Source organism: Mesobacillus sp. ABV4_180 (assembly GCF_056158485.1).
In genome coordinates, this window is record NZ_JBSWTJ010000001.1 from 893,659 (window position 1) to 915,919 (window position 22,261).

Consider the following 22,261-nt stretch of genomic DNA (forward strand, 5'->3'; position numbering starts at 1 on the left):
CACTCTCAATGCTTATAATGAAAGTAACGATATCCTCCTCAAGGAGCAGGTGAGGAAAATGGAGAAGAGCATGTCTGAGGAAAGGTTTTTGCTATATATCTTAGCCGCGGTGATGCTATTGATGCTGATCCATTTATATCACGAAAACCTTTCATCTTATCTGAATCTTGATAATTATCTTGCCATCCATACTATTTTGGAATTCTTCAGCATTGCCGTTTCCTTTTCGATCTTTTTATACGGCTGGAAAACATTCGGATATTCCCGGTCAAGCAAAATCCTGCTTTTGTCATTCTTATTTTTCATTGTCGGGATGCTTGATTTATTGCATACCCTCACGTTCAAAGGGATGCCATTTTTCATTACCGACAGCTCGATTGCAAAGGCAACAACCTTCTGGGTTTCAGCTCGGATCATTGAGTCGGTGATGATCGTCATTGTTCTGATTCTTCCAGAAAAGAAGCTCGAACTTGACCCGAGAAGGGCATGCCTAGCGCTTTGCACAGCAATTATTTGCGCTCTCTCATTTGTAATTTTTAAATATGAACAAAGCTTCCCTTTACTCGTCATTGAAGGGGAAGGGACGACGCTGCTGAAAAATCTTATAGAATATGGTGTCAGTTCCCTGCACTTCATCTCGATTGTGATTTCGCTGTACTTTTATTTTGAAGGCAAAAACGGACAGCATCTATACGTAGCGCTGGCTTTCACGTTTCTGTTTTTATCCGAGCTCGTTTTTACCATCTACCAGAGTGTATATGACATCGACAATTTCACCGGCCATCTGTATAAGGCAATCGGCTACTTTTTCATTATGAGAGGCTTTTACTTCTCGACGGTTGCAGATGACAGCATCATGAAGGATTCTTATGAAAAATTATGGCGCGAGACAGAGGAGATAATCCAGACCTATAATGGCATCATCTTCAGGCTCACGAAAAAAGGGGGTGATTTCATCCATCATTTCATTGGCGGCGGCCTGCTGGCTGATCTTGGCTTCACTCCTAATGATGTGAATGGCAGGAAGCTGGTTGAATTTCTTCCGGAGAAAGCTGCCAGAATTGAGAGATACTATGAATGTGTCTGGATCAATAATGAAAAGATTGTGTTTGAAATCGAGATTGGCGGTCAAACTTTTGCCGTTTCGCTCACGCCAGTCATGAACAATGGAGAGGTAACAGAAATCACCGGAGCCGTGATGGAGATCGCTCGATATTCCAGGTTGGACAGATGTTCAAGGAGCAATGTCAGCGCTCAGTACAATGCAATGGAATTTGCAGATGATCCAGTCAAATTTACTTAATGAAAAATCCCTGATTTTTCAAGTTCGTTTCAGCAATAACTCGGGTAAAAGTAAACCATAACGCTGATACTAACTTCAGGAGGGATTGAATATGGAAAAACATAAGTATGTAAATATTGATCCTAAGGCAAAGCCAGTCAGTCAGGCCTCTGAAGAAGAACAATTGGAAACAGCGGAGGCGAACATGAAACTTCAGGACGCCTTTTACGATGAAAATGAAAGCAATGGGATCGACCCAGCAAACCTGAACAACCAATCTGCAATCCTTACTGATATGGACTAAAGCCGGCAATCATCTGCCGGCTTTTCTTCAAATCTGTGTAAAAACCTATCTTTTCATGTACTCAGGAACAGCATTGCTCTAAATTACAACTAAAGTTGCCTTTCTATTGCTGGCGGTCGGTCTTATCACTCTGGTCTTTGTTGCGCTTATTTCCCTTGCTGTTGTCCCCGCTTGTCAATTCCCCGGAAAACTCCGCCATCTGGTTCCCTAGCTTTGGAGAATTTTGATTTTTGCTTCCCTTATTGAACTTTTTCGTCATTGCAATCACTCCTTTAAAAGTGTGTACAGGTTAGGTTTCCCGGAAAACGTAGTCCAATATGTAAAAAAAAGAAGCTTGTTTTCTGATTTAATCATGATTTACCGCAAAAGAAAGAGACAGCTTCTCGCAGCTGCCTCATTTAACTCACTCTTTTATTAATTGTTCAATTTCTTTCTCGCTTACAATTTCTACCTGGGCTGCATCTTTCAATTCCTGGATCATCTCATTTGCTTCCTCATAAAGCAGGTCATCGGTGAATTCCTCGGAATAGTACAAGGAATCGTTCAATACAGCCTTTACCCGAAGCCTTGTGCCTGACTCAGTGTCCTCGTCGCCAAGTGTAACGGCAGAACGGGAGGTTTCATGCTGGCTCAGCAAAACTTTATTCGAATTGTTTTCTTTTTTCACAGCTTCAATCATTTCCATTAACGAATTGACTCGTCTCAAAGACATCACCCCTCTAGTTATGTATTCCTTGTATCCAGGATTTAAAACCAATCAGAGAATAATTTCGAAAGTTGAGCCTCTGCCAAGCTCGCTTGAAATGGTGATTCTTCCACCGTGCGCCTCCACAAGTTCCTTAACAATAGCAAGCCCCAGCCCTGAACCACCAAGTGCTTTGGACCTTGACTTGTCAACGCGGTAAAAGCGGTCGAATATCCACGGCTGGTCCTCTGCAGGGATTCCTTTTCCTTCATCCTTGACGGCGATATGGATGAGGGCATCTTTTCTATAAACTTGCATGGTTGTAGTGGAGCCGGCTTCCGAATACTTCCTTGCGTTATCAAGGAGATTGATCATGATCTGCTCGAAGCGGACCGGGTCAGCCTCGATATATACTTCCCCGTGGCAGATGAATTTAAGCGTTATATTTTTTTCAATGAAAGACGGCGCAATTTTTGAGTGAATACCATGTAAAAATCCACAAAGCTCCACCGCTTCTTTTTGAATGGAAAAAGTGTTTTCATCCAATTTGGCAAGATCGAATAAACTTTTGACGAGACCGGAAAGCTTGGTCGCTTCCTCATTGATGATCTGCAGGTATTTGCTCCTGTCCTCGGGAGTTGTCGACTCCTTGCCGGCAATATCCGCATAACCTTTTAAATAGGTCAGAGGAGTTCTCAGTTCATGGGAAATGCTTGCGAGAAACTCATTTCGCTGTTTCTTAATATGGTTAAGGTCATCTGCCAGCACCCGGATCGATTCGCCAAGTTCGCCTAATTCATCTTTGCCGAGGCGGGGCAAAGTGACAGAATAATCACCCCGGCGGATTTTCAAAGTGGCTTCATTCATTTTGATAACAGGTTTCGTTATGAACTTGGACAGGAAGAGGGTGATCACTGCCATTGACGTCAGGATCAAGATTCCTGCAAGCCAGAAATGCTTATTCAGCCTGTCAATCAATCCCTGGACACGCTGAGTGTTTTTGAACATATAAACGGCTCCGTTATCCTCGAGAGGGCTGACCGAAGCGATATATTTTTCCTCCTGCCAATCATCCTCCAGGATCAGGCCGGTGCGGGGCAGTTCCAGAGGGGCTTTTTTAATGATGTTTTCCATGTCATCATCAGCAGGAATCGATGATGAAACAATAACCCCATCCTTATCTGTGATCAAAACATGGGTTTCGGTACGCGATTCCATCGAAGTGATATGGTGAATCGTTTCATCCTGGTAGGATGTCTCAAGAATATCACGGTGGTTATTTCCCCTGGTTTGCAGAGAGGCAAGCTCCTCTTCGATCCTGGAATGGAGAATGGAAGAGTGGAGGTAAAAAAAAGAGATTCCTTCTACCAAAAGAATCGTGATGAAAATGACTGTGCCAATTTTAAGGGATATACGATCCATGTCCGCCACTCCTATGCAAAAATGATAAGTCCATCATACTAAAAAAGTATCCAGAAACAGAGCAGAATAATTTATGATTAAATGGAATAAATTGGTTTTGTTTCGGGTTTTTATGGGTAATTTACCCAGGTCTACATAATGGAGGAGGGGAAGTATGGAGAGAGATTTTCATTTTTCAAAGGTAAGGATTTTTGTCCTCTTTTCGGTTGTCGTGCTGGTGACAATCGGGTTTTTAGCTGGATTCCTCAGCATGCTGTCAGAGCCTGAAGGAAATGGGGTTGGGCTCATTCTGTTCGGGTCAATCATCCTCATATTGGGATGGAGCTTAGTCTTTCTCGGAAGGACTTTTTTTCAAAAAGAAGCGAATGTGACAATCAGTGATCGCGGGCTCACATTAAGAGGAAAGGCAGGCCCGGGTTTCATCCCCTGGGAAGATATCGAGGGAATTCTGCCGTATGAGGTACACAACAATGCCACGCTCGGCATTATTCTTAAGGAGGAAGAACAATACCTTAATGCGATGCCAAAAGGAGGTCAGCGTCTTGCCAGGCTGAATGTCAGAACAGGATTCCCGGCTTTCAACATAGGACTAAGCAATATCAAAGACAAGCAGGGGCTAATCGACCTTCTGCTGGAAATGAATATCCCTTTTTTCATCGAAACAGATGGGAAGGAGCCTGTTGACCAGGCAAAGGAAACCAATTTGCAATAGTCTCAAAGCGGAGAGCAGTGCTCTCCGCTTTTTGTTCTTACAGCAAATCATTCACCTTATAAATTTTCCCGTTTTCAAGCCCGCGTCCTAGCACCAATTTTACAAGTGCCCCTGCTACGAGGTCCGGACTGCGGAGACTGCCGCTTTCCTTGAATTGCCTGAAGGTCTCCAGTTCGGCAAATGCTTCCTCTCGGGAGGAACGGATCGTCGCCTGCATATCGGTATCCATGATGCCGGGGCTGAAGGCGATGACTTTGCTTCTGCTACCGCTCTTCTCAAGCTCCAGGCCAGCAGTCATCGTGAACATATTGACGGCAGCTTTCGTGCTGCAATAAATGCTCCAGCCATGAATCGGCCGTTCAGCAGCGCCAGATGTAACATTCGCGATTACAACCTTGCTTCCAGACTCATTTGCTTTTTGTAAAAATAAATTGCTGATCAGGATAGGTGCAGTCAAATTGACATGTACATTCGTCTGAACGAGAGAAGGTTCAAGTTCCCCTGCTATCTCAATCGGCTCAATTACCCCGGCATTGTTAATGACAAACACGGTTTTGGCGTCTTTAAAAACAAACTCTGCAATTTGAGAGAAAACGGTGAGGACTTGCTCAGCCGAGGATAGGTCACAGCTATAGTGTGCATAGCCACTTCCAGCTTGTTCTGCTGCCTGCTTCAAGTCGTTGTTTTCATTCCGGGAAATCGAAATGAGATGGATTCCTTCTGAAATAAATAGTTGTGCAGCAGATGCCCCGAGCCCTTTTGAAGCTCCGGTTATGATGGCGTATTTCATTTTGGCCCTCCATTATTTTAAAAAATTGAATCAGACTGGAATAATTCCGGTGCTGACGGCATTGATATTCTTCAATAGCCAGTTTTTATTTTCTGCTTGTTCCACTTTTTCTGCCGTTTGTTGTGCAAGGCCGATATATCGCTCCTGTTCAGATGTATCTCCGGACACAGCAAGAGCACGTGCCATCGCTTCATAGGCAAAGCCGAGGTCAAAAGCACCCAGGTCATGCTCCAGACAGAGATTTTCCGATTTTTTGGCATGATGGAGGGCAGCTTCAGCCCTTCCGAGAATGGCATAGACTCTAGAAATTTGCCATTCGCCGCGGGCAAAATTCAGCGGCGTGCCGACAACGCCCCAATGATAGCGGGAGGCATTCGCAGCATAGAGCATTGTATCATTATCGCTTTCCGTCCTGTTCTGCTTCTCGATCAAATCCCAGGTAAGATTGAATAAATCAATCGCCATTTGTTTATGTGTAGTAAAATCCATATCCATTTTAACAGGCTCCTTTGAATGGTTTTATAGAATAGTATTTGACAGGAACAGGGAATCTCCTTTTTTTATACAAAAAAACAGCAAGGCTTTTTTCGGCCATGCTGTTCTTCTGTAACTAATTGAGAAGGCTTTTCCAATCATTTATAAAAGTGGATGCTGATGTCTTGGGGGATGTCAGCACTTCTTCTGTCAGACCGCTTTGTATGAGTTCACCATCAATCAGGATCGCCAGCGTTCCAGCGAGGTATTTCAGTTCCATAAGATCGTGGCTGACAAAAACGGTCGTCGTTTTCGTCTGCCTGATGATCGTCTTAATATCCTTCAATAGTTGCACCTTGGTGGGGAAGTCAAGGGCAGAGAAGGGTTCATCAAGGAACAGGACTTCAGGCTCCAGCACCATTGCCCTGGCGAGATTTACACGCTGGGCCTCGCCACCGGACAAATGTGCTGCCTGCTTTTTGGCGAGATGGCTGATCTGGAACTTCCCGAGCCAGTAGGTAACCTTTTGTTTTACCTCCTGGCGGGGAAGATTCCTTAGCTTCAAGCCAATCGCAACATTTTGAAAAACTGTTGTATCGAGAAGCAGCGGCTGCTGCATCGCGACAGCGAACTTTCTTCGCATTTCCAGGGTCAGGTCATCGGTGATATCCTGATTTTTTAAATAAATTGAACCCATTGCTGGTTTTTCCAGCAATGACAAGGCTTTGATGAAAGTACTTTTTCCCGCGCCATTCGGGCCCATGATTCCAAGTACTTCGCCATCATGAATCTCAAAATGAGGGATGGAGAGCAGAATTTTTTTACTGGCTCTCACTTCTAAATTTTTTACAGTAATCAGTGGGGTCATTGGCTCCGCTTCCTTTGCTGTAAATAAGTTAAGCTGAACGTGATGATGAACGCCAGTGTCATCAGGATGAAGGAAAGAGCCAGCGCGATGTCAAAGTTGCCTTTCGATACTTCCATGACAATCGAGGTCGTAAGGATTCGCGTCTCGCCACTGATATTGCCGCCGACCATCATCGCAGCGCCAACCTCGGCAATGACCCTGCCAAATCCGGCGATAATGGCTGCAAGGATGGCTAGCTTGACCTCCTTCATTAAAATCCAGTAAAGCTGCATCCTGGTTGCTCCTAGTGCTTTTACCTGCAAAATTAATTTAGGATTAATTTGCTGGAATGCCGTGCTGGTCAACGCAGTCACGATTGGAAGTGAAACCAGGATCTGAGCGAGGATAATCGCTGTCGGCGTATACAGCCAGGATAATTCGCCAAGCGGGCCCGAACGCCATAGGAAAAGAGTGATCCAAAGGCCGGCGACGACAGGAGGGAGACCCATGCCAATATTGATGATGGCAAGGACGAATCTCCTTCCAGGGAAGCGGGCGATTCCGAGGAACATGCCCGCAGGGATGCCAATCAATGTACTGATCAGGACAGCTGTGATCGAAACCCGCAGTGTCAGCAGGGTGATCTCAAGAATCTTGGGGTCACCCGACAGGATCATCTCTATTGCTTTTTTTAATCCTTCTAGTAAAAGGTCCATCGGCAATCAGGCTTTCTTTCTAATTTTTCTGCATAGTAAGATTATAACTTACCAGGCACGTTATTCGAATAGGAAGAAGAGTGGCTCGCCGTACTTATCCACGCCAAATTCCTTGATGATCTTCTTTGTGTCATCGGCAATCATGAATTCCACGAATGCCTTTGCACCTTTTGCATTCGCTTTTTCATGCTTTTCGTTGTTGACCTGCATGACGTGATAAATATTCAGCAGGCTTTCGTCTCCTTCGACAATGATTTCCGTGTCAGGCATGTTTTTCTTCTGCGCCAGGAAAGTAGCGCGGTCTGTCAAAGTGTAGCCCTTTTTCTCTGAAGCGATTTTAAGAGTCGCTCCCATGCCTTGTCCAGCCTCGATATATGCATCGCCAAGAGTTTTCGGATTAAGCGAAGATTTCTTCCAAAGCTCAAGTTCTTTTTTATGAGTGCCGGAATCATCGCCGCGAGATACAAATGGAGCTTTTGATTGTGTGATTTTCTTCAGTGCCTCTGGTACCGATAGACCTTTCACCTTTGCAGGGTCTTCAGCAGGTCCTACCAGGATGAAATCATTGTACATGACCTTCTGGCGGTTGACGGCATCGCCGCTTTTAACCAACTCCTCTTCTGCAGCAGGTGCGTGTACAAGAAGGACATCCGCTTCGCCGCGCGTCCCCATTTCAAGCGCCTGGCCAGTTCCGACAGCGATGATTTTAAGGTTGTAATGGTGCTTTTCTTCAAATTCAGGTTTGAGAACATCAAGCAGACCGCTGTCCTGGGTGCTGGTCGTCGTTGCGAGGATCAAATCCGTTTTCTCCTCTTTAGCTGCAGAATCCTTTGTAGTTGAATCAGAACAGCCTGTAACAAAAGCAATCATAAGTACAAGCAAGATTGAAAATAAGGGTTTCAGTTTCATTGTTATGCCTCCGATAAGTGGTTTCCAAAAATGATTTTTCCGAAATCTTCTGCATCATAGCCATCCAGGTCTGCGATGCTTTCTTTAAAATTGGTGAGCTGAATCAGGTCGATCAGGTGTTTCAGCGCTGCTTTGTTTTCAGGAGTCCAGCGGAACACGAGGTCAAACTGTTCGTTCGTGAGCGGGATGAAATCAAGGCCAAGCTGGCTTGCTGCGCATCTGATCCCGAACGCGGCATCGGCTGTACCTCTGCTGATATGTGCCGCCGCTCCCAGGTGAGTCCATTCCTCATTTTCATAGCCTTTTACAGCTGCTGGTTCAAGTTTTTCTTTCGCAAGGAAGGAATCAAGCAGGAAGCGGGTTCCAGCGCCCTTTTGCCGATTGATGATGGTGACATCACTCCTTGCCAGGTCCTTGACACCAGTGATGTCCTTTGGATTGCCTTTTGCGACAATAAAGCCCTGCTCCCGGGAAGCAAGTCTCATCACAGTAATCGGCTCATGGACAAACAACTGGCGGATGAAGGGAAGATTGTATTGCTGCGAAGTCGGATCGAGCAAATGAACAGCGGCAATGTCTGCGCTGCCCCGGTATAGCATCATCAATCCTTCCAGGCTTCCGATGTAGGAGGGTGTGATCGACAATGTTGTTTCTTCAGCGACTATGTACTTAACAAGCTGTTCAACAAGGAAATCATGGCTGCCTGCCAGCTGTAGAGTTTGCAGGGCGGTAGCCTTTGACTCATGCGTTCTAGCTGGATTTGCAGACATGCTAGCTTTATATCTATCAAACTCGCTTTCTTCAATCCTCATTTTATTGCCCACTTTAAAAGCGGCAAGGTCACCACGCTTAATCATTTCATAAACAGTATGTTTTGAGATTTTCAGCATGGAAGCGATTTCATCCGGAGTGTAGATTTGCAAAACATTCCCTCCTTTTCATCATAATTCAAATATAATAGAATATTTAGTAGATGGAAATGGTTTTTGTTTAGTTTTGTTAAGTTTTGTTTAGTTTTACCGATTTTATATCGAATTTTGTTCACAATTAGCCACATAGTCTTTTGTTTTTTCCAATAATAACCTTCACAAAATACTCTGGGCAGTATTGTGTATTTCTTATTGATAGCATGGTAAACTAAGCATTAGACAGATTTAATGAAGAAAGGAATCGGGAGAATGGAAATTTCAGATAAAGCGCGCGACATTCTAAAAGAAATCCTCGCAGAGCGCAACGCAAATGGTATTCGCGTCTACTTCGGCGGCTTTGGCTGAGGAGGCCCGCAGATTGGTCTGGCTCTGGATGAGCCGGAAGAAGATGATCATGTAACAGTAATCAATGAAATCCAGGTAGCAATCGAATCCAATATCGTCGACTACACAGAAGATATGGCGCTAGAATATGACGAGTACCGCGAAGGTTTAGTCCTAAGGGGCGGAGACGGAGGCTGCTGATAAGAAAAGCGAAAGCGCCTTGGTCAGCCCGACAAGCATTGGGACTGGACATTTATCGATAAGGTTACCTAAAAAAATGCACACCATTTTGTGAATGGTGTGCATTTTTATGTGGGACCACTTGAAAGAATCATGCGAAACTTCGAGTCCGCAAATCAAGATATTTTAGAACTGTCCGGTAAACTGAAAATACAGTACGGCGAGCCCCATCAACCATACATAGATTGCAAAAGGCTTCAAAGAATGTTTTTTCAAATAGCCAATCATCAATTTTACCGCAATATAGCCGAAAATAGCCGAGGAAATGATGCCAATCAGCAAAGCCTGCAGCGAGACAGTTTCACTGCCGCCGCTGAAAAGGTCTTTGGATTGCAGGACGATTGCCCCCAGAATTGCTGGTGTCGAGAGCAGGAAGGAGAAGTAAGCCGCTGTCTCACGGTCGAGTTTTCTCCAAAGTGCCGCGACAATCGTCAGGCCAGAACGGGAGATTGCCGGAAAAATCGCTGCCGCCTGAAAGGTCCCAATGATCAGCGCATCCTTATAGCTGATGTCATTCATCTTCTTGCGGCCATTCTTGATCGAATCAGCAAACCACAAGAATGTGCCAGTAATCAGGAATTCCCAGCCAATCGTTACACCAGTCTTCGAAATCTCATCAAAATAATCTTCAAAAAGCAGTCCCACCACAACCGCAGGCAGCGTACCCACAACGAGAAGCATGGTCAATTTCCCAAAAGGATTTTTAAGAATCCTGATGAATTCAGTTTTATAAAAAACAAATACCGCCAGTAGCGTGCCGACATGGAGCATCGTGTCCAGCAGCAGGCCAGCCTCTTCAAGCCCGAATAGATTCCTTCCCAGGTAAAGATGCCCCGTACTGCTGATTGGCAAAAACTCCGTCAAACCCTGGATCAACCCGAGAATAAAAGCTTCAATTTTTGATAGCATACACAATCCCCACTTTTTAAAAGACTTTGTCCATAAAAAGCTATGAAGCAAGTTCGAGAGGTATGCAATCTAAATTAAGCTGCCTGCTCCGCGATAGAGAAGCAAGGAATATCTATAGTGGAGTGATGACGGACACCAATCAATGAAAAAATTAAATTAGCGTCCTTCATCAAAGTCATGATGGACAAAAATCACCGGAAACAGCAAAAAACTGTCCGTCATCAAGTCTATGACGGATAATAATCCCCGGAGAAAGCAAAAAAGTGTCCGTCATCAAGCCTATGACGGACAATAATCACTGGGAAAAGCGAAAAAGTGTCCGTCATCAAGCCTATGACGGACATTAATCACTGGGAAAAGCGAAAAACTGTCCGTCACCAAGCCCCTGACGGACAATAATCACTGGGAAAAGCTAAAAAGTGTCCGTCATCAATCCCATGACGGACAATAATCACTGGGAAAAGCGAAAAACTGTCCGTCATCAAAGTCATGACGGACAATAATCACAGGAAAAAGCAAAAAACTGTCCGTCATCAAAGCCATGACGGACAATAATCACCGGGAAAAGCGAAAAAGTGTCCGTCATCAATCGCATGAAGGACAATAATGATCGGGAAAAGCAAAAAACTGTCCGTCATCAAGCGCATGACGGACAATAATCACCGGAAAAAGCGAAAAACTGTCCGTCATCAATCCCATGGCGGCCCAACTATACACCAAAGATCACATCGTTTTAAAATGATAATTATCGTAATATCTAATACAATAGTAGAAAACAAAACGATAAGCAGGTGGGGAAATGAAGAATACGCATTTGTTTTTCAATACATCGATCGGTGTGAAGAAGCCTGAGAATATCCGGAACAAAAATCAAAGCTGCCCGTTTTGCGCTCGTGAGGAATTGACGGGAATCATTGATCAGGAAGGTCCGATCCTTCTGCTGAAAAATAAGTATCCTGTCCTGGAGAATGCTTACCAGACGGTGCTGGTTGAAACGGATGTTTGTGATGAGGAGTTCTCTCAGTACTCTCCAGAGCATTTGAACAGGCTGCTGGATTTTGCGATTCGCCACTGGATCAAAATGGAGGAGTCAGGGGAGTACAAGTCCGTTGTGCTTTTTAAAAACCACGGCCCGCTCTCTGGAGGTACAATCGCACATTCCCATATGCAGATCGTGGGCCTGTATGACCTGGATTACCATGAAAAAATCACGTCAGATGATTTTACCGGCCTCGTGATTCACGAGGAAGATGGTGTCATGTTCAATTTATCCGAGCGTCCAAAGGTTGGGTTTTATGAATTCAACATCAGGATGAAAGAGGAAAGACCGAATACTGCATTCGCATCCTTCATCCAGAAGGCCGTGCACTACATCATGAATGCATTCCCATTCAAGTGCAGCAGCTACAATCTGTTCTTTTACGGTTTTGAGGGAGAGATCATCTGCAAGGTGGTGCCGAGGTTCGTGACAACACCGCTTTTCATCGGTTATCAACTGCCGCAGGTGCCCAATAATCTCGAATGGATGAGGAAGGATATTCAGGGAAAGTATTTCAATGCTGCCATGGAAAAGGAAGCCTAGACCCATTTGTCAGTGTAAAATTTCCTGAAACATTACTTGAACGTCTATGTAAAAATAACCAATTCATGCTCAGAAGTTGTGATTTATTGTCGAAAAAAATATAATGAAGTATTGAACAGTTCTTCATTTAAGGCGCTTTTCGCAGCCTTCAATTAAAGGGGAATAAACATGACTTCCAATCAAAAAACGAATTCACGGCTCGATTACGGGCTGGTTACGATATTGTTTCTTTTATTTATATCAAGCTGTATTGCCATATACAGTGCCCAGACGACAGGGCAGTACGGCTCTGAAAACTTCTTGATCAAGCAGGTAATCTGGTACATCATCGGCGCGGGAATCATTGCCTCTGTCATCACGCTCGATTCCGACCAGCTGCAAAAGCTTAGCTGGTATGCGTACGGATTTGGGCTTGTGCTGCTGGCAGGGCTTATCGTAGCTCCATCAAGCCTTGCACCGGTCATCAACGGTGCGAAGAGCTGGTACAAGGTCCCTGCAATGGGGACACTCCAGCCATCGGAGCTGGTGAAGGTCTTCATCATCCTGGCACTTGCGAGGGTCATTGTTGACCACCATCAGAAATACCGGCTTAAGACGGTGCAAACGGACTTCTGGCTATTGCTTAAAATTGGTATGGTGACAATGGTTCCACTAATGCTCGTCATGCAGCAGCCAGACCTTGGGACGTCGCTTGTTTACATTGCGATCATGCTTGGAATGATTTTCATCTCTGGCATTACCTGGAAGCTGCTTGTGCCTATTTTTGGGACTGGCTTAACCCTGATTTCTATTATCTTTTACTTTGTCATCTGGAAACCTGAAATTCTTGAAAAATACCTTGGCGTAAAAGAGTATCAATTCGGGCGTATCTATTCCTGGATTGATCCTTATAACTACCAGAGCACAACCGGGTTCCAGCTGACGAGATCGCTGCTCGCGATCGGATCAGGGGAAACGGTTGGGAAAGGCTATGGCACGAGGGAAGTTTACCTGCCAGAGAGCCATACTGACTTCATCTTCAGTATCATCGGCGAGGAATTCGGATTTGTGGGTGCGAGCATCCTTGTCAGTCTATTCTTCCTGCTGATTTACCAGATCACCAAGATCGGTATGGAAACGAAAAATGATTTTTACACATATATTTGTGTCGGAGTCATCAGCATGATCACATTCCACGTGTTCCAGAATATCGGCATGACCATTGGACTGCTGCCGATCACGGGCATTCCGTTGCCATTCGTCAGCTACGGAGGAAGTTCCCTGATGGGAAATATGCTGGCTGTAAGCCTGATTTTCTCGATAAGATACCACTACAAAAAGTATATGTTCTCGACTACAACGTAAAAAGAGCAGGAATCCATCGATTCCTGCTCTTTCTTATTCAACAATGCCGACCTCTGTAATGATAACATCCGTTTTTACATGGACAGTCAAATTTTTGTATTCGTCTTCCCATTTTTTAAAATCGAAGCCTCTAGTTTTGCTTTTGATGAAATGTCCGAAACCGACGGGATCAATGCCTTGCTCTTGGAAATCCCTGATCATCGCGGTGGTTTCTTTGTTGACCTCGGCCTCGAATTCCTTTTCGATTTCTTTAATGACCGCTGGAGTTACAATATTTCCTGTGTATTCACGGATCAGACCTTTAATCTTTATATCAATCGTAATGGTATAGGGATCTCGTTTCGTAAGTTTGAATTTATTTTTGGAATCCAAGTCTTTGATAGACACTTGCTGCTTATCCATATCAAGTTTAAAAGCTCCCTCGCTGAACTTGTCTGTAAGCAGCTTAAAAAAGAACATTTTTTCTGGAGGGAGTTCACTTATCAGCTTGTCATCTTTAAATAAAGCAATCCCTACTATATCAATTATTTCAGGCTCCACCTTTTTTAAGATAGGGAGGTATGGGTCTTTTCCTTCCTGATAAAAGTCGAATAAAAAAAGGTGCATGTTCGTAATGGGTACATTGCGATTTTCTACATTGTGCATGATTAGCTGAGATAGATGTACTGCATTCCCTCTGTTGCCATATGTACCGGATAAGATGTCTTTTGCTTTATCATCGGCTACAGCGAAATAAACCCTTGCACCAATGCTTGGGTCACGTTCAAAGGCATCGGTAAACTCTCTTATACCTTTTTTTGCAACATCTTCCCCAAATAAAGCAATTTCCAATGATCCCGTTACAACCGGCTGGGCAGATTTTCTTTGGACCTCCTGTATGAGCTCCCTGCTGCTGGTGGCGGTTGCGGAAAAGGTGAAATTGCCAATTTTCTTATCTGGATTAAATATGGGAACCATGATCGTTCCTTCAATTTTGTCATCCTCCAACAAGTCATACCCTACGCCCATTTCAATATTGACATCATCGATGATTTCTTTTTCTACACAGCCTGTGAGTGCGCTGACTGCAACTGTGATAAGTAAAGTTTTTATGATTTTCATTTTTTACTTTTCACCTTCTTGGCGATCAATGTGGCGATAAATAAAAACGGAATATAAACATATGTTATAGCGAAGCCGATTTTTGCTGTCCAATCATTTAATAGGTTAATTTTGGCTCTAGTATCGAAAAACGAAACGGCAATTAAACAGATCAGCGCGAGTACAATGACCCCTTTCCTTTGGCGCAGCTTAAATGCCCGCTTTAAAATCATGCTGCCTCCCCAAAGGGCAATGCATATATTCGGCAGGATGATTAAATTCCAGTTGGCAATCCCGATGTACTCAAATCGTTCGACGAAAGGCATGCTGACAATCTTCCACATTTCGAGTGTGGCCCAAATGGATTTCGCCAGCTGGGCTTCTGAAAAATAGGTGAAAGTAATGATCGCCAGGACAGTATAGATGATCGTTGTTAAAAAGACACCTAGATGTGCCCACTTTTGAGACTTTGGTGCATCTTTTAAAAATGGATAGAAAAAAATTGGTATTTCGAATCCGATATAGGTTAGGGACATGTTATATGCACTCATAGCAAAATCTTTAAGAGAATGATCGAATATAGGGAGAAGGTTCCTGAAATCAGCATATTTGAGTGCGAACCCGAATGTCAGCAGCAGATAGCTTGGCAGGACGATACAGAAAAAGGCGATTCCAGTCACTGTACGAAAGCCGCCAAATACAATATATACTGACAGGATCATAAATACGAAGCTATACCAGAAAACACTGATCTCAGGAAACATCCAAACTTGAATGACTTCAATAAAAGTCCTTAAAACAGCCAAAGCAAAAATGAGCAGATAGACAATGAAGACGGTACTCAATAGATTTCCCATTTTCTTCCCAAAAACATATGCGTTTGCGGCTACAATATCTCCTTCCACTGTCCCGCAGATTTTATAGATCATCCAAATGATGATATGAATACTTAACCCGGCAACAAATACTGATATCCAGGCATCATAGCCAGCATTCTTTGCGATGATGCGCTGGTATCCCAGTACCCCGATGCCGATTTGCATGGACATGATTAAATAGAGAACGAGAAAGGGTGAAACTTGCAATCTTTCGGGTACTGGCTGCTGCATGAATCAAAACCTCCAATGCTCATTCATCGATGTCCTTCTTTTCCTTAGCTTTTTTTTCACTGAAACGAACAGGGTTTTCGGTCCTCAAATATTGTGGGCGGTAGTATTGCATCGTAAAGGGCAGTCGGATGATCGCATCTTTGAAGTCTGTTACCCTTGGTGGATACAAGGGCTCCAAAAATGGCCTTCCCAGCGATGTCAGCTTGAGAAGGTGGGTGAGCAAAAACGAAAAGGAAACGACGATTCCCAGCATGCCCCAGAGCTCGGCAAAGAGCAGAAAAGGGAATCGCAGCAGCCTGATTGTATTGCCCATCCGGTATACAGGTGTTGTAAATGATGCCAGTGCCGCCAAAGCGACAATGATGAGGAGAACATTACTCGTCAGGCCAGCTTCCACGGAAGCTGTCCCGATAACGATTCCGCCCACGATACCGATCGTCTGGCCGACCTTGGTTGGCAGTCGCGCTCCAGCCTCTCGCAGGAGCTCAATCGTCAGCTCAAGGAACAATGCTTCAAGGATCGGAGGAAGCGGAATTTCTCTCCTTGATGTAATCAACGTACTTAACAAATCCTTAGGAATCAATTCATAGTGATAGGACAAGGTTGCCACATAAATAGGCGTAATCAAAATCGAGAACGCAACGGCGAATAATCGGACCAGACGGAAAAAAGAAGACAGTAAATAATTCAGGAAATAATCTTCGAATGATCCGAAAAATTCGACCAGTGTCGTTGGGCCGATTAGCGCATGAGGCGATCCGTCAACAAGGATGGCGATTTTACCTTCCGCAAGTATTGCGGCAATCCGGTCAGGTCTTTCTGTATCGAGCAATTGCGGGAAAGGGGAATTCTGGTTATCTGAAATCAACTGGACGATATAGGAGCTGTCCGTGATTTCATCGAATTCAATCTCCTTGACGCGCTGAACGACCGTATTGACATTGTCTTTATTCGTAATGCCCTCCATGTATAAAATGGCGACACCGGTTTTTGAAATCGAGCCAACCGTGTAATTTTCGATGATCAACTCTTTGACAGGAACTCGTTTGCGAATGAGATTGAGGTTCTGGTCCATCGACTCCACAAAGGATTCTTTTGGTCCGATAACGCTGAATTCTACTTCAGGCTGGGCAATAGTCCTTACTACTTCTTTCTGGGCGGCGACGAAGGCAAAATATTTTTCTTCGTTTTCAAGCGTCAGCAGTATATAACCATTAAAAAGCTTTCTTTCTATATCCTCGTTCTTGTCTGAAACCTGTACATCAGCAATCGGAATAAGTTTTTTTACATCCTCAATGTTTACGAAGTCACCCTCGAGAAGATAGGGGAGAGCGTTATTTTGAAGGATACTTTCATCCACAAGGGTTGACATGAAAGAAAAGCAGAATTTTTTCCCCGTCCGCTGATTCACATAAAATGTTTTCTTGAAATCATGCGATCTTAAGAGAAGGTTCTCCCATTCATGGTCATTCAGATATTGATCAGGCTTTTGGCCCTCTGTATCCTGTCTTGCAGCTTCTTTTTCAATATTTTTCATCAGTTTTTTCTTGAATAACTGTCTCATAACAATCTCCGCCAATCTGGATTTACACTTATCATTTCCGAAAATGGGAGGATTATGAAAACTCTTTTCGTAAACTTTGTATTTTTAGTAAAATCTGCATCTGGATTGATGTATATAAAAAGAAAAAGCCCGCAAGATTTTTGCGGGCTTTGCTTATATAAATCATTTGGGAGAGGAATTAGTTAGTTCAGGATAAACTTCTCAAGGTCATCCAGCATCAGGTTGGCTGCCTTGACTCCGCCAGCTGTATTCCAGATGGCATCGTCTACTTTGTGGACTTCCCCTTTTTTCGCTACTTCAAGGTTTTGGAATAATGGATTCTCAATCCATTCTTTTTCGATTTCAGTTGCTTTGCCGTCTCCTTCTTCATAGGTGAAGTAGAAGAGGATATCTCCGTCCATTGCCGGGATTCTTTCCTGAGTTACACCTTTTTCGGCAAAGTCTGGTTTATCCTGGCTTTCAGGACGTGCCAAACCGATTTGTTCAAGAATGACGCCGGAGAATGAATCCTTGTGGTAAATACGTACGTCACCAGCCATGAAGCGGACCATGGAAACCTCCATATTTACTTTGTCTCCAAGTTTTCCTTTTAAGTCTTCAATACGCTGATCATAAGCAGCAAGTACTTCTTTGCCTTTTTCTTCTTTATTTACAGCTTTTGCGTATAGTTCAAAGTTGTTCTTCCAGTTTCCACGCAGGTCCTCAGCAAACACAGTAGGTGCGATTGCTTTAAGCTGTTCATAAATATCTTCCTGGCGCATTTTGTTTCCAATGATCAAATCTGGCTGCAATGCAGCAATTGCTTCTACATTAACCTGGCTTTCGACACCAACGACCTTGACATCCTTCATTTCATCAGCGATATGATCATACCATGGGTCACCGGTCCAAGACTGAACTGCACCAACTGGTGTTACCCCAAGGGCAAGAAGGGCTTCTGTTCCTTCATTTGTCAGGATCACGACTTTTTCTGGAGTCTTTTCCAAAGTAGTCGATCCCATTGCGTGTTCAACTGTATAGCTTTCTTCTTTTGCTTTAGGTTCTTCACCTGAATCCTTAGCTTTGTCTTCACCATTGCCGCAGGCTGCCAAAAACAGTGCAGTGAAGATCGTAATAAGGAATAGTGTAACTTTTGACGCTTTCATTATGTATTTCCTCCTAGAATGTTATTGATAATCATTTTCAATTACTGCACCTTTATGATAAAATGCAGGAGGAGACCTTGTCAATAACTAAATGATAATGATTTTCATAATCATTGACGATTTTGTGAATTTATCAATGAAGTAGTGAAAATCAATCTCATATCCCTTAAAGTTAAAAATAAACAATATATACAACTTCATAAATATAGAAAGGCTTTCTCATTATGCTCTTAAAAACCAATGGCCAAAGATTGGCTGGATTCATGATCTCTATACTTTTTATACTATTTTTAATATGCGCAAGTATTGTATACGGATATACGGACACCTCGTGGGGCACCGCGGTTGATGCCTTCACGAATTTTAACGGGTCAAATGAACATATTATTATCCAGTCAGTGAGGCTTCCACGGGCTCTGATTGCTGCTGCTGTAGGAGCCAGTCTTGCCATCGCAGGGGTCCTGATGCAAACGTTGACGAAAAACCCGCTTGCATCACCAGGAATTTTTGGGGTGAATGCCGGTGCCGGTTTTGGTGTCGTAGTGGCAGTAACTCTTTTTTCAGTTGGAAGTCTTCAGGCGTTTGCCTGGATTTCCTTCCTTGGTGCCGCATTGGCAGCTGTAAGCGTCTATGTGATTGGTTCCGCAGGCCGGGAAGGGCTGACTCCGATGAAACTGACGCTTGCCGGCGCGGCGATGACTGCGATGTTTTCATCGTTCACTCAGGGTTTGCTCGTATTGGATGAAGCTGCTCTCGAGCAGGTATTATATTGGCTCGCAGGCTCTGTACAGGGTCGCAAGCTGGAAACACTCTTTGGTGTCCTGCCATATCTAGCTGTTGGCTGGCTGGCGGCCATATTGATTTCCTCTAAAATGAATGTTTTATCAATGGGAGAGGACGTAGCGAAGGGTCTTGGTTTGAATACAGGATTGGTTAAGCTTGGCACAGGCGTCATCATTGTTCTTTTATCAGGTGGGGCTGTTGCTGTTGCAGGTCCTATTGGCTTTATCGGTATTGTGATTCCACATTTAACGAGAGCAGTTGTGGGCATTGACCACCGCTGGGTCATACCTTTCTCCGCGATTTTTGGAGGGATGCTGTTATTGGCAGCAGATATCGCTGCCCGCTATGTATTGATGCCTCAGGAAATTCCTGTTGGTGTGATGACAGCGATGATTGGAACTCCATTTTTCATTTATATCGCGAGAAAGGGGTTCAACGGAAAATGAGCCAGTACAAAAGTTTACGATTGTTTAAAGATAAAGTATCGTTCTTGATTGATAAAAAAGCAGCTGCAATTCTTATCGGGCTGCTGATCACTGCATTTGCAGTATTTGTAATCAGCACTGGTTTAGGTGACATGGATATAAGTCCATTAAGCGTTCTAGCGGTATTTTTTGGCGGAGGAAGTGATATGGAAAGATTGGTGATCCAATCGTTCCGCCTGCCAAGAATCATCGTGGCTTTAATGGTTGGCGTGAGTTTAGCTGTCGCCGGTGGCCTGCTGCAGGGGATGATCAGGAATCCGCTTGCTTCCCCTGATATTTTAGGAATCACAGGCGGAGCTTCAGTGGCTGTTGTTGGATTTTTAGCTTATTTTAGTGATGATAACAATGCTTTGACAGTAAGTATAGAATGGATGCCAGTTGCGGCCTTCGCGGGAGCATCCATAGTCGCATTCCTTGTCTACTTCCTTTCCTGGAAAAATGGAGTCTCGCCTGTAAGGCTCGTATTGATTGGTATTGGAATTTCAGCGATGATGCAGGCTTTGACTACATTGATGATGATCATGGGACCGATATACCGGGCAAGTCAGGCGAATATTTGGATTACGGGAACTGTCCATGGTTCAACATGGGGAAATGTAACAGTGCTTGTTCCATGGACAGTTATTATGCTATTGATCGCTTTCATCCTTGCCAGGAATGTAAATGTACAGGAACTCGGGGAAGATATAGCCACAGGAGTCGGAGGGCATGTCCAGCGTCAGCGTTTTGCCCTGCTGCTTATCAGCACCGCGTTGGTTGCAAGCTCGGTGGCGTTTGCCGGTGGAATCGGCTTCGTTGGGCTGATGGCTCCGCATATGGCAAGAAGGCTGGTAGGTTCTGCATTCGGAGCTCTCCTTCCAGTATCAGCTTTAATCGGCGGAATCCTTGTCATGCTAGCCGATCTTATCGGACGTACGATGTTTTCGCCATTAGAGGTTCCAGCTGGCGTCTTTACTGCTGGGATAGGCGCTCCTTATTTTATTTACCTGCTATTTAAAACAAGAAATGCTTAACCAGACAGAAAGGGGAATGGAAATGGCCCAGGCAATCCAGGCAGAAAAACTGACGTTATCATATGGTGAAACCATTATCATAAATGAATTAGACCTGAAAATCCCGAAAGGTGAGATTACCGTTTTTATCGGGGGAAATGGCTGCGGGAAATCCACGCTGCTCCGCTCGATCGCAAGACTTCTTAAACCTCAGGCAGGGGCAATCCTTCTTGAAGGCGAGGCGATTTCGAAGCTTTCGACGAAAGAGGTAGCACGTAAAATGGCGATTCTTCCCCAATCGCCTACAGCTCCAGAAGGCTTGACGGTTCTGCAGCTTGTAAAACAAGGAAGATATCCTTACCAGACCTGGCTGAGGCAATGGTCGGAAGAGGATGAGAAGAAGGTTGCCAATGCATTAAGAGCGACAGGAATCGATCACCTCAAGGACCGGACTGTGGATTCTCTTTCTGGCGGACAGCGCCAGCGTGCCTGGATTGCGATGACCCTGGCACAGGATACAGACATCATTCTCCTTGATGAACCGACAACGTATCTGGACATGACGCATCAGATTGAGATTCTTGATCTGCTTTATGAATTGAATGAAAATGAAGGCAGAACAATTGTCATGGTCTTGCATGACTTGAACCTTGCCTGCAGGTATGCCCATAATATCGTTGCGATCAAGGACCAGAAGATTTTTGACCAGGGAAAGCCTGAAGTTGTGATTAATTGTGGGCTGGTTAAACATGTTTTTGGCATGAATTGTGAAGTGACGATCGATCCGCTTTTTGGGACACCTCTTTGCATTCCTTATGGAAAAGGCCGCTGCATCCTAAAGGAAAAAGTAGGGGCAGCAACATGAAGGCAGAGTTGACCCAGGATGAACAAACAACTCTTGGCAACTATCGCTTTGCCGTTGCGAAACCTGAAAAAGAGGTGCAAATCGAATTCAGCCAGTTTTTGAATGAGTCAACCATGGGAATCTATCTGAGAAAATTCAAGCAAGAACTGAGAGCACCCGACCTGAAGACGGCAGCATCTGTTTTGATGAAAAGGCATGCGTTCCTTGCCGTCCTCTATTTATATTCAATGAGCGCTTTTAACAAAAAGCTGGATGTATCACCCGAAAATATTATTTTAGCAGATGCCATTAAGGGCGGTCTTTGGCTGCCCGAGTTCTATCTGAAGAGCAAAGAGAGCGATGTATGTCCTGCTGACAAGCGCGAGGAATGGAGAAGGGAAGCAGTCAGGCATCTGTTTGTTGAAAATTTATTCCCGGTCATGGATACTCTCTCGAAAACTTCAAGAATCTCAAAATTGATCCTTTGGGAAAATGTAGCTGTATACATATACTGGCTCTATGAAAAAATCCTTGCTGAGGCTAGTGATGAAAACATTAGAGTCAGAGCTTCAGAGGATTTTACCTATCTGGTAAAGTCAGCACCGGGAAAATTGTTTGGCAGCAATCATAACAACCCGATCGCGCGTTATTACAGCGAACCAGTTTATCAAGAAGAGAGCGATTCCTATACACGTATTCGGCAGACATGCTGCTTCAGCTACATGCTCGAAGAAAAGGGGAGCTACTGCAAAACCTGTCCGCGAACATGCGGGACCCTGAAATAAAGGAG

The 22,261-nt window shown here is 44.2% G+C and carries 23 protein-coding genes; 9 read left to right on the forward strand and 14 right to left on the reverse strand.

Annotated features, from left to right (window positions below; translation table 11 throughout):
* The first annotated feature begins 58 nt into the window (after positions 1-58).
* Both ACXAEA_RS04330 and ACXAEA_RS04335 read left to right on the forward strand, forming a co-directional pair.
* Entirely contained in the window at positions 59-1,303 is a 1,245-nt protein-coding gene (locus ACXAEA_RS04330; RefSeq protein WP_475094709.1) for an MASE3 domain-containing protein, read from the forward strand.
* Positions 1,304-1,394: 91 nt separating this feature from the next.
* On the forward strand, positions 1,395-1,586 hold the full coding sequence (locus ACXAEA_RS04335) for a hypothetical protein (protein ID WP_475094710.1): 192 nt from the start codon (positions 1,395-1,397) through the stop codon (positions 1,584-1,586).
* 103 nt (positions 1,587-1,689) lie between these two features.
* On the opposite strand, the gene ACXAEA_RS04340 is transcribed toward ACXAEA_RS04335, so the two are convergent.
* The 3 genes from ACXAEA_RS04340 to ACXAEA_RS04350 form a co-directional block, all read right to left on the reverse strand.
* A complete protein-coding gene (locus ACXAEA_RS04340; RefSeq protein ID WP_475094711.1) occupies positions 1,690-1,845 on the reverse strand; it encodes a hypothetical protein in 156 nt (51 codons plus the stop codon).
* Between the two features lie 144 nt (positions 1,846-1,989).
* Positions 1,990-2,292 (reverse strand): hypothetical protein, encoded by a 303-nt coding sequence (locus ACXAEA_RS04345; protein WP_475094712.1) that lies wholly within the window; start codon positions 2,290-2,292, stop codon positions 1,990-1,992.
* A 51-nt stretch (positions 2,293-2,343) separates the two neighbouring features.
* Positions 2,344-3,693, reverse strand: a complete 1,350-nt coding sequence (locus ACXAEA_RS04350) for a sensor histidine kinase (protein ID WP_475094713.1) — start codon at positions 3,691-3,693, stop codon at positions 2,344-2,346.
* A 154-nt stretch (positions 3,694-3,847) separates the two neighbouring features.
* Between ACXAEA_RS04350 and ACXAEA_RS04355 the strand changes: the two genes are divergently transcribed.
* A complete protein-coding gene (locus ACXAEA_RS04355) occupies positions 3,848-4,405 on the forward strand; it encodes an STM3941 family protein (RefSeq protein ID WP_475094714.1) in 558 nt (185 codons plus the stop codon).
* Positions 4,406-4,442: 37 nt separating this feature from the next.
* Here ACXAEA_RS04355 and ACXAEA_RS04360 read toward each other — a convergent pair whose 3' ends face one another.
* The 7 genes from ACXAEA_RS04360 to ACXAEA_RS04390 all read right to left on the reverse strand — a co-directional run bounded on the left by ACXAEA_RS04360 (position 4,443) and on the right by ACXAEA_RS04390 (position 10,543).
* Positions 4,443-5,195, reverse strand: coding sequence for a (S)-benzoin forming benzil reductase (locus tag ACXAEA_RS04360; RefSeq protein ID WP_475094715.1), 753 nt, complete (start codon positions 5,193-5,195; stop codon positions 4,443-4,445).
* Positions 5,196-5,225: 30 nt separating this feature from the next.
* On the reverse strand, positions 5,226-5,690 hold the full coding sequence (locus ACXAEA_RS04365) for a hypothetical protein (protein ID WP_475094716.1): 465 nt from the start codon (positions 5,688-5,690) through the stop codon (positions 5,226-5,228).
* Between the two features lie 115 nt (positions 5,691-5,805).
* Positions 5,806-6,537 carry an ABC transporter ATP-binding protein gene (locus tag ACXAEA_RS04370; RefSeq protein ID WP_475094717.1) on the reverse strand — a complete coding sequence of 244 codons (732 nt, stop codon included), beginning with the start codon at positions 6,535-6,537 and terminating at the stop codon, positions 5,806-5,808.
* Positions 6,534-7,232 (reverse strand): ABC transporter permease, encoded by a 699-nt coding sequence (locus tag ACXAEA_RS04375; RefSeq protein ID WP_475094718.1) that lies wholly within the window; start codon positions 7,230-7,232, stop codon positions 6,534-6,536. Before ACXAEA_RS04375 ends, ACXAEA_RS04370 begins: the two co-directional genes overlap by 4 nt.
* A 60-nt stretch (positions 7,233-7,292) precedes the next feature.
* Positions 7,293-8,141 carry an ABC transporter substrate-binding protein gene (locus ACXAEA_RS04380; protein ID WP_475094719.1) on the reverse strand — a complete coding sequence of 283 codons (849 nt, stop codon included), beginning with the start codon at positions 8,139-8,141 and terminating at the stop codon, positions 7,293-7,295.
* Between the two features lie 2 nt (positions 8,142-8,143).
* Positions 8,144-9,064 (reverse strand): substrate-binding domain-containing protein, encoded by a 921-nt coding sequence (locus ACXAEA_RS04385; RefSeq protein WP_475094720.1) that lies wholly within the window; start codon positions 9,062-9,064, stop codon positions 8,144-8,146.
* Between the two features lie 696 nt (positions 9,065-9,760).
* Positions 9,761-10,543, reverse strand: a complete 783-nt coding sequence (locus ACXAEA_RS04390; RefSeq protein ID WP_475094721.1) for an undecaprenyl-diphosphate phosphatase — start codon at positions 10,541-10,543, stop codon at positions 9,761-9,763.
* A 799-nt stretch (positions 10,544-11,342) separates the two neighbouring features.
* Between ACXAEA_RS04390 and ACXAEA_RS04395 the strand changes: the two genes are divergently transcribed.
* Both ACXAEA_RS04395 and ACXAEA_RS04400 read left to right on the forward strand, forming a co-directional pair.
* Positions 11,343-12,125 carry a DUF4931 domain-containing protein gene (locus ACXAEA_RS04395; RefSeq protein ID WP_475094722.1) on the forward strand — a complete coding sequence of 261 codons (783 nt, stop codon included), beginning with the start codon at positions 11,343-11,345 and terminating at the stop codon, positions 12,123-12,125.
* A gap of 168 nt (positions 12,126-12,293) precedes the next feature.
* Positions 12,294-13,469: an FtsW/RodA/SpoVE family cell cycle protein gene (locus ACXAEA_RS04400; protein ID WP_475094723.1), complete on the forward strand. Its 1,176-nt coding sequence runs from the start codon at positions 12,294-12,296 to the stop codon at positions 13,467-13,469.
* A gap of 33 nt (positions 13,470-13,502) precedes the next feature.
* On the opposite strand, the gene ACXAEA_RS04405 is transcribed toward ACXAEA_RS04400, so the two are convergent.
* The 4 genes from ACXAEA_RS04405 to ACXAEA_RS04420 all read right to left on the reverse strand — a co-directional run bounded on the left by ACXAEA_RS04405 (position 13,503) and on the right by ACXAEA_RS04420 (position 18,367).
* A complete protein-coding gene (locus ACXAEA_RS04405; RefSeq protein WP_475094724.1) occupies positions 13,503-14,570 on the reverse strand; it encodes a Ger(x)C family spore germination protein in 1,068 nt (355 codons plus the stop codon).
* Positions 14,567-15,658, reverse strand: a complete 1,092-nt coding sequence (locus ACXAEA_RS04410) for a GerAB/ArcD/ProY family transporter (RefSeq protein ID WP_475094725.1) — start codon at positions 15,656-15,658, stop codon at positions 14,567-14,569. Before ACXAEA_RS04410 ends, ACXAEA_RS04405 begins: the two co-directional genes overlap by 4 nt.
* 19 nt (positions 15,659-15,677) lie before the next feature.
* Entirely contained in the window at positions 15,678-17,222 is a 1,545-nt protein-coding gene (locus tag ACXAEA_RS04415) for a spore germination protein (protein ID WP_475094726.1), read from the reverse strand.
* 182 nt (positions 17,223-17,404) lie between these two features.
* On the reverse strand, positions 17,405-18,367 hold the full coding sequence (locus ACXAEA_RS04420) for an ABC transporter substrate-binding protein (protein WP_475094727.1): 963 nt from the start codon (positions 18,365-18,367) through the stop codon (positions 17,405-17,407).
* 224 nt (positions 18,368-18,591) lie between these two features.
* On the opposite strand from ACXAEA_RS04420, the gene ACXAEA_RS04425 reads away from it, so the two are divergent.
* From ACXAEA_RS04425 to ACXAEA_RS04440, 4 genes are read left to right on the forward strand one after another with little or no spacing between them, the layout of a single operon-like run.
* On the forward strand, positions 18,592-19,596 hold the full coding sequence (locus tag ACXAEA_RS04425; RefSeq protein ID WP_475094728.1) for a FecCD family ABC transporter permease: 1,005 nt from the start codon (positions 18,592-18,594) through the stop codon (positions 19,594-19,596).
* Positions 19,593-20,648: a FecCD family ABC transporter permease gene (locus tag ACXAEA_RS04430; protein ID WP_475094729.1), complete on the forward strand. Its 1,056-nt coding sequence runs from the start codon at positions 19,593-19,595 to the stop codon at positions 20,646-20,648. Before ACXAEA_RS04425 ends, ACXAEA_RS04430 begins: the two co-directional genes overlap by 4 nt.
* Positions 20,649-20,664: 16 nt before the next feature.
* Positions 20,665-21,492, forward strand: coding sequence for an ABC transporter ATP-binding protein (locus ACXAEA_RS04435; RefSeq protein WP_475094730.1), 828 nt, complete (start codon positions 20,665-20,667; stop codon positions 21,490-21,492).
* Positions 21,489-22,256, forward strand: coding sequence for an IucA/IucC family C-terminal-domain containing protein (locus ACXAEA_RS04440; RefSeq protein ID WP_475094731.1), 768 nt, complete (start codon positions 21,489-21,491; stop codon positions 22,254-22,256). The genes ACXAEA_RS04435 and ACXAEA_RS04440 overlap by 4 nt, the downstream gene beginning before the upstream one ends.
* Positions 22,257-22,261 lie beyond the last annotated feature (5 nt).

Bases quoted from the DNA above. Each gene is read 5' to 3' on its own strand.
- ACXAEA_RS04330 (WP_475094709.1), top strand. From the start codon at position 59: ATGGAGAAGAGCATGTCTGAGGAAAGGTTTTTGCTATATATCTTAGCC.
- ACXAEA_RS04335 (WP_475094710.1), top strand. From the start codon at position 1,395: ATGGAAAAACATAAGTATGTAAATATTGATCCTAAGGCAAAGCCAGTC.
- ACXAEA_RS04340 (WP_475094711.1), bottom strand. From the start codon at position 1,845: ATGACGAAAAAGTTCAATAAGGGAAGCAAAAATCAAAATTCTCCAAAG.
- ACXAEA_RS04350 (WP_475094713.1), bottom strand. From the start codon at position 3,693: ATGGATCGTATATCCCTTAAAATTGGCACAGTCATTTTCATCACGATT.
- ACXAEA_RS04355 (WP_475094714.1), top strand. From the start codon at position 3,848: ATGGAGAGAGATTTTCATTTTTCAAAGGTAAGGATTTTTGTCCTCTTT.
- ACXAEA_RS04360 (WP_475094715.1), bottom strand. From the start codon at position 5,195: ATGAAATACGCCATCATAACCGGAGCTTCAAAAGGGCTCGGGGCATCT.
- ACXAEA_RS04365 (WP_475094716.1), bottom strand. From the start codon at position 5,690: ATGGATATGGATTTTACTACACATAAACAAATGGCGATTGATTTATTC.
- ACXAEA_RS04370 (WP_475094717.1), bottom strand. From the start codon at position 6,537: ATGACCCCACTGATTACTGTAAAAAATTTAGAAGTGAGAGCCAGTAAA.
- ACXAEA_RS04375 (WP_475094718.1), bottom strand. From the start codon at position 7,232: ATGGACCTTTTACTAGAAGGATTAAAAAAAGCAATAGAGATGATCCTG.
- ACXAEA_RS04380 (WP_475094719.1), bottom strand. From the start codon at position 8,141: ATGAAACTGAAACCCTTATTTTCAATCTTGCTTGTACTTATGATTGCT.
- ACXAEA_RS04390 (WP_475094721.1), bottom strand. From the start codon at position 10,543: ATGCTATCAAAAATTGAAGCTTTTATTCTCGGGTTGATCCAGGGTTTG.
- ACXAEA_RS04395 (WP_475094722.1), top strand. From the start codon at position 11,343: ATGAAGAATACGCATTTGTTTTTCAATACATCGATCGGTGTGAAGAAG.
- ACXAEA_RS04400 (WP_475094723.1), top strand. From the start codon at position 12,294: ATGACTTCCAATCAAAAAACGAATTCACGGCTCGATTACGGGCTGGTT.
- ACXAEA_RS04405 (WP_475094724.1), bottom strand. From the start codon at position 14,570: ATGAAAATCATAAAAACTTTACTTATCACAGTTGCAGTCAGCGCACTC.
- ACXAEA_RS04410 (WP_475094725.1), bottom strand. From the start codon at position 15,658: ATGCAGCAGCCAGTACCCGAAAGATTGCAAGTTTCACCCTTTCTCGTT.
- ACXAEA_RS04415 (WP_475094726.1), bottom strand. From the start codon at position 17,222: ATGAGACAGTTATTCAAGAAAAAACTGATGAAAAATATTGAAAAAGAA.
- ACXAEA_RS04420 (WP_475094727.1), bottom strand. From the start codon at position 18,367: ATGAAAGCGTCAAAAGTTACACTATTCCTTATTACGATCTTCACTGCA.
- ACXAEA_RS04425 (WP_475094728.1), top strand. From the start codon at position 18,592: ATGCTCTTAAAAACCAATGGCCAAAGATTGGCTGGATTCATGATCTCT.
- ACXAEA_RS04430 (WP_475094729.1), top strand. From the start codon at position 19,593: ATGAGCCAGTACAAAAGTTTACGATTGTTTAAAGATAAAGTATCGTTC.
- ACXAEA_RS04435 (WP_475094730.1), top strand. From the start codon at position 20,665: ATGGAAATGGCCCAGGCAATCCAGGCAGAAAAACTGACGTTATCATAT.
- ACXAEA_RS04440 (WP_475094731.1), top strand. From the start codon at position 21,489: ATGAAGGCAGAGTTGACCCAGGATGAACAAACAACTCTTGGCAACTAT.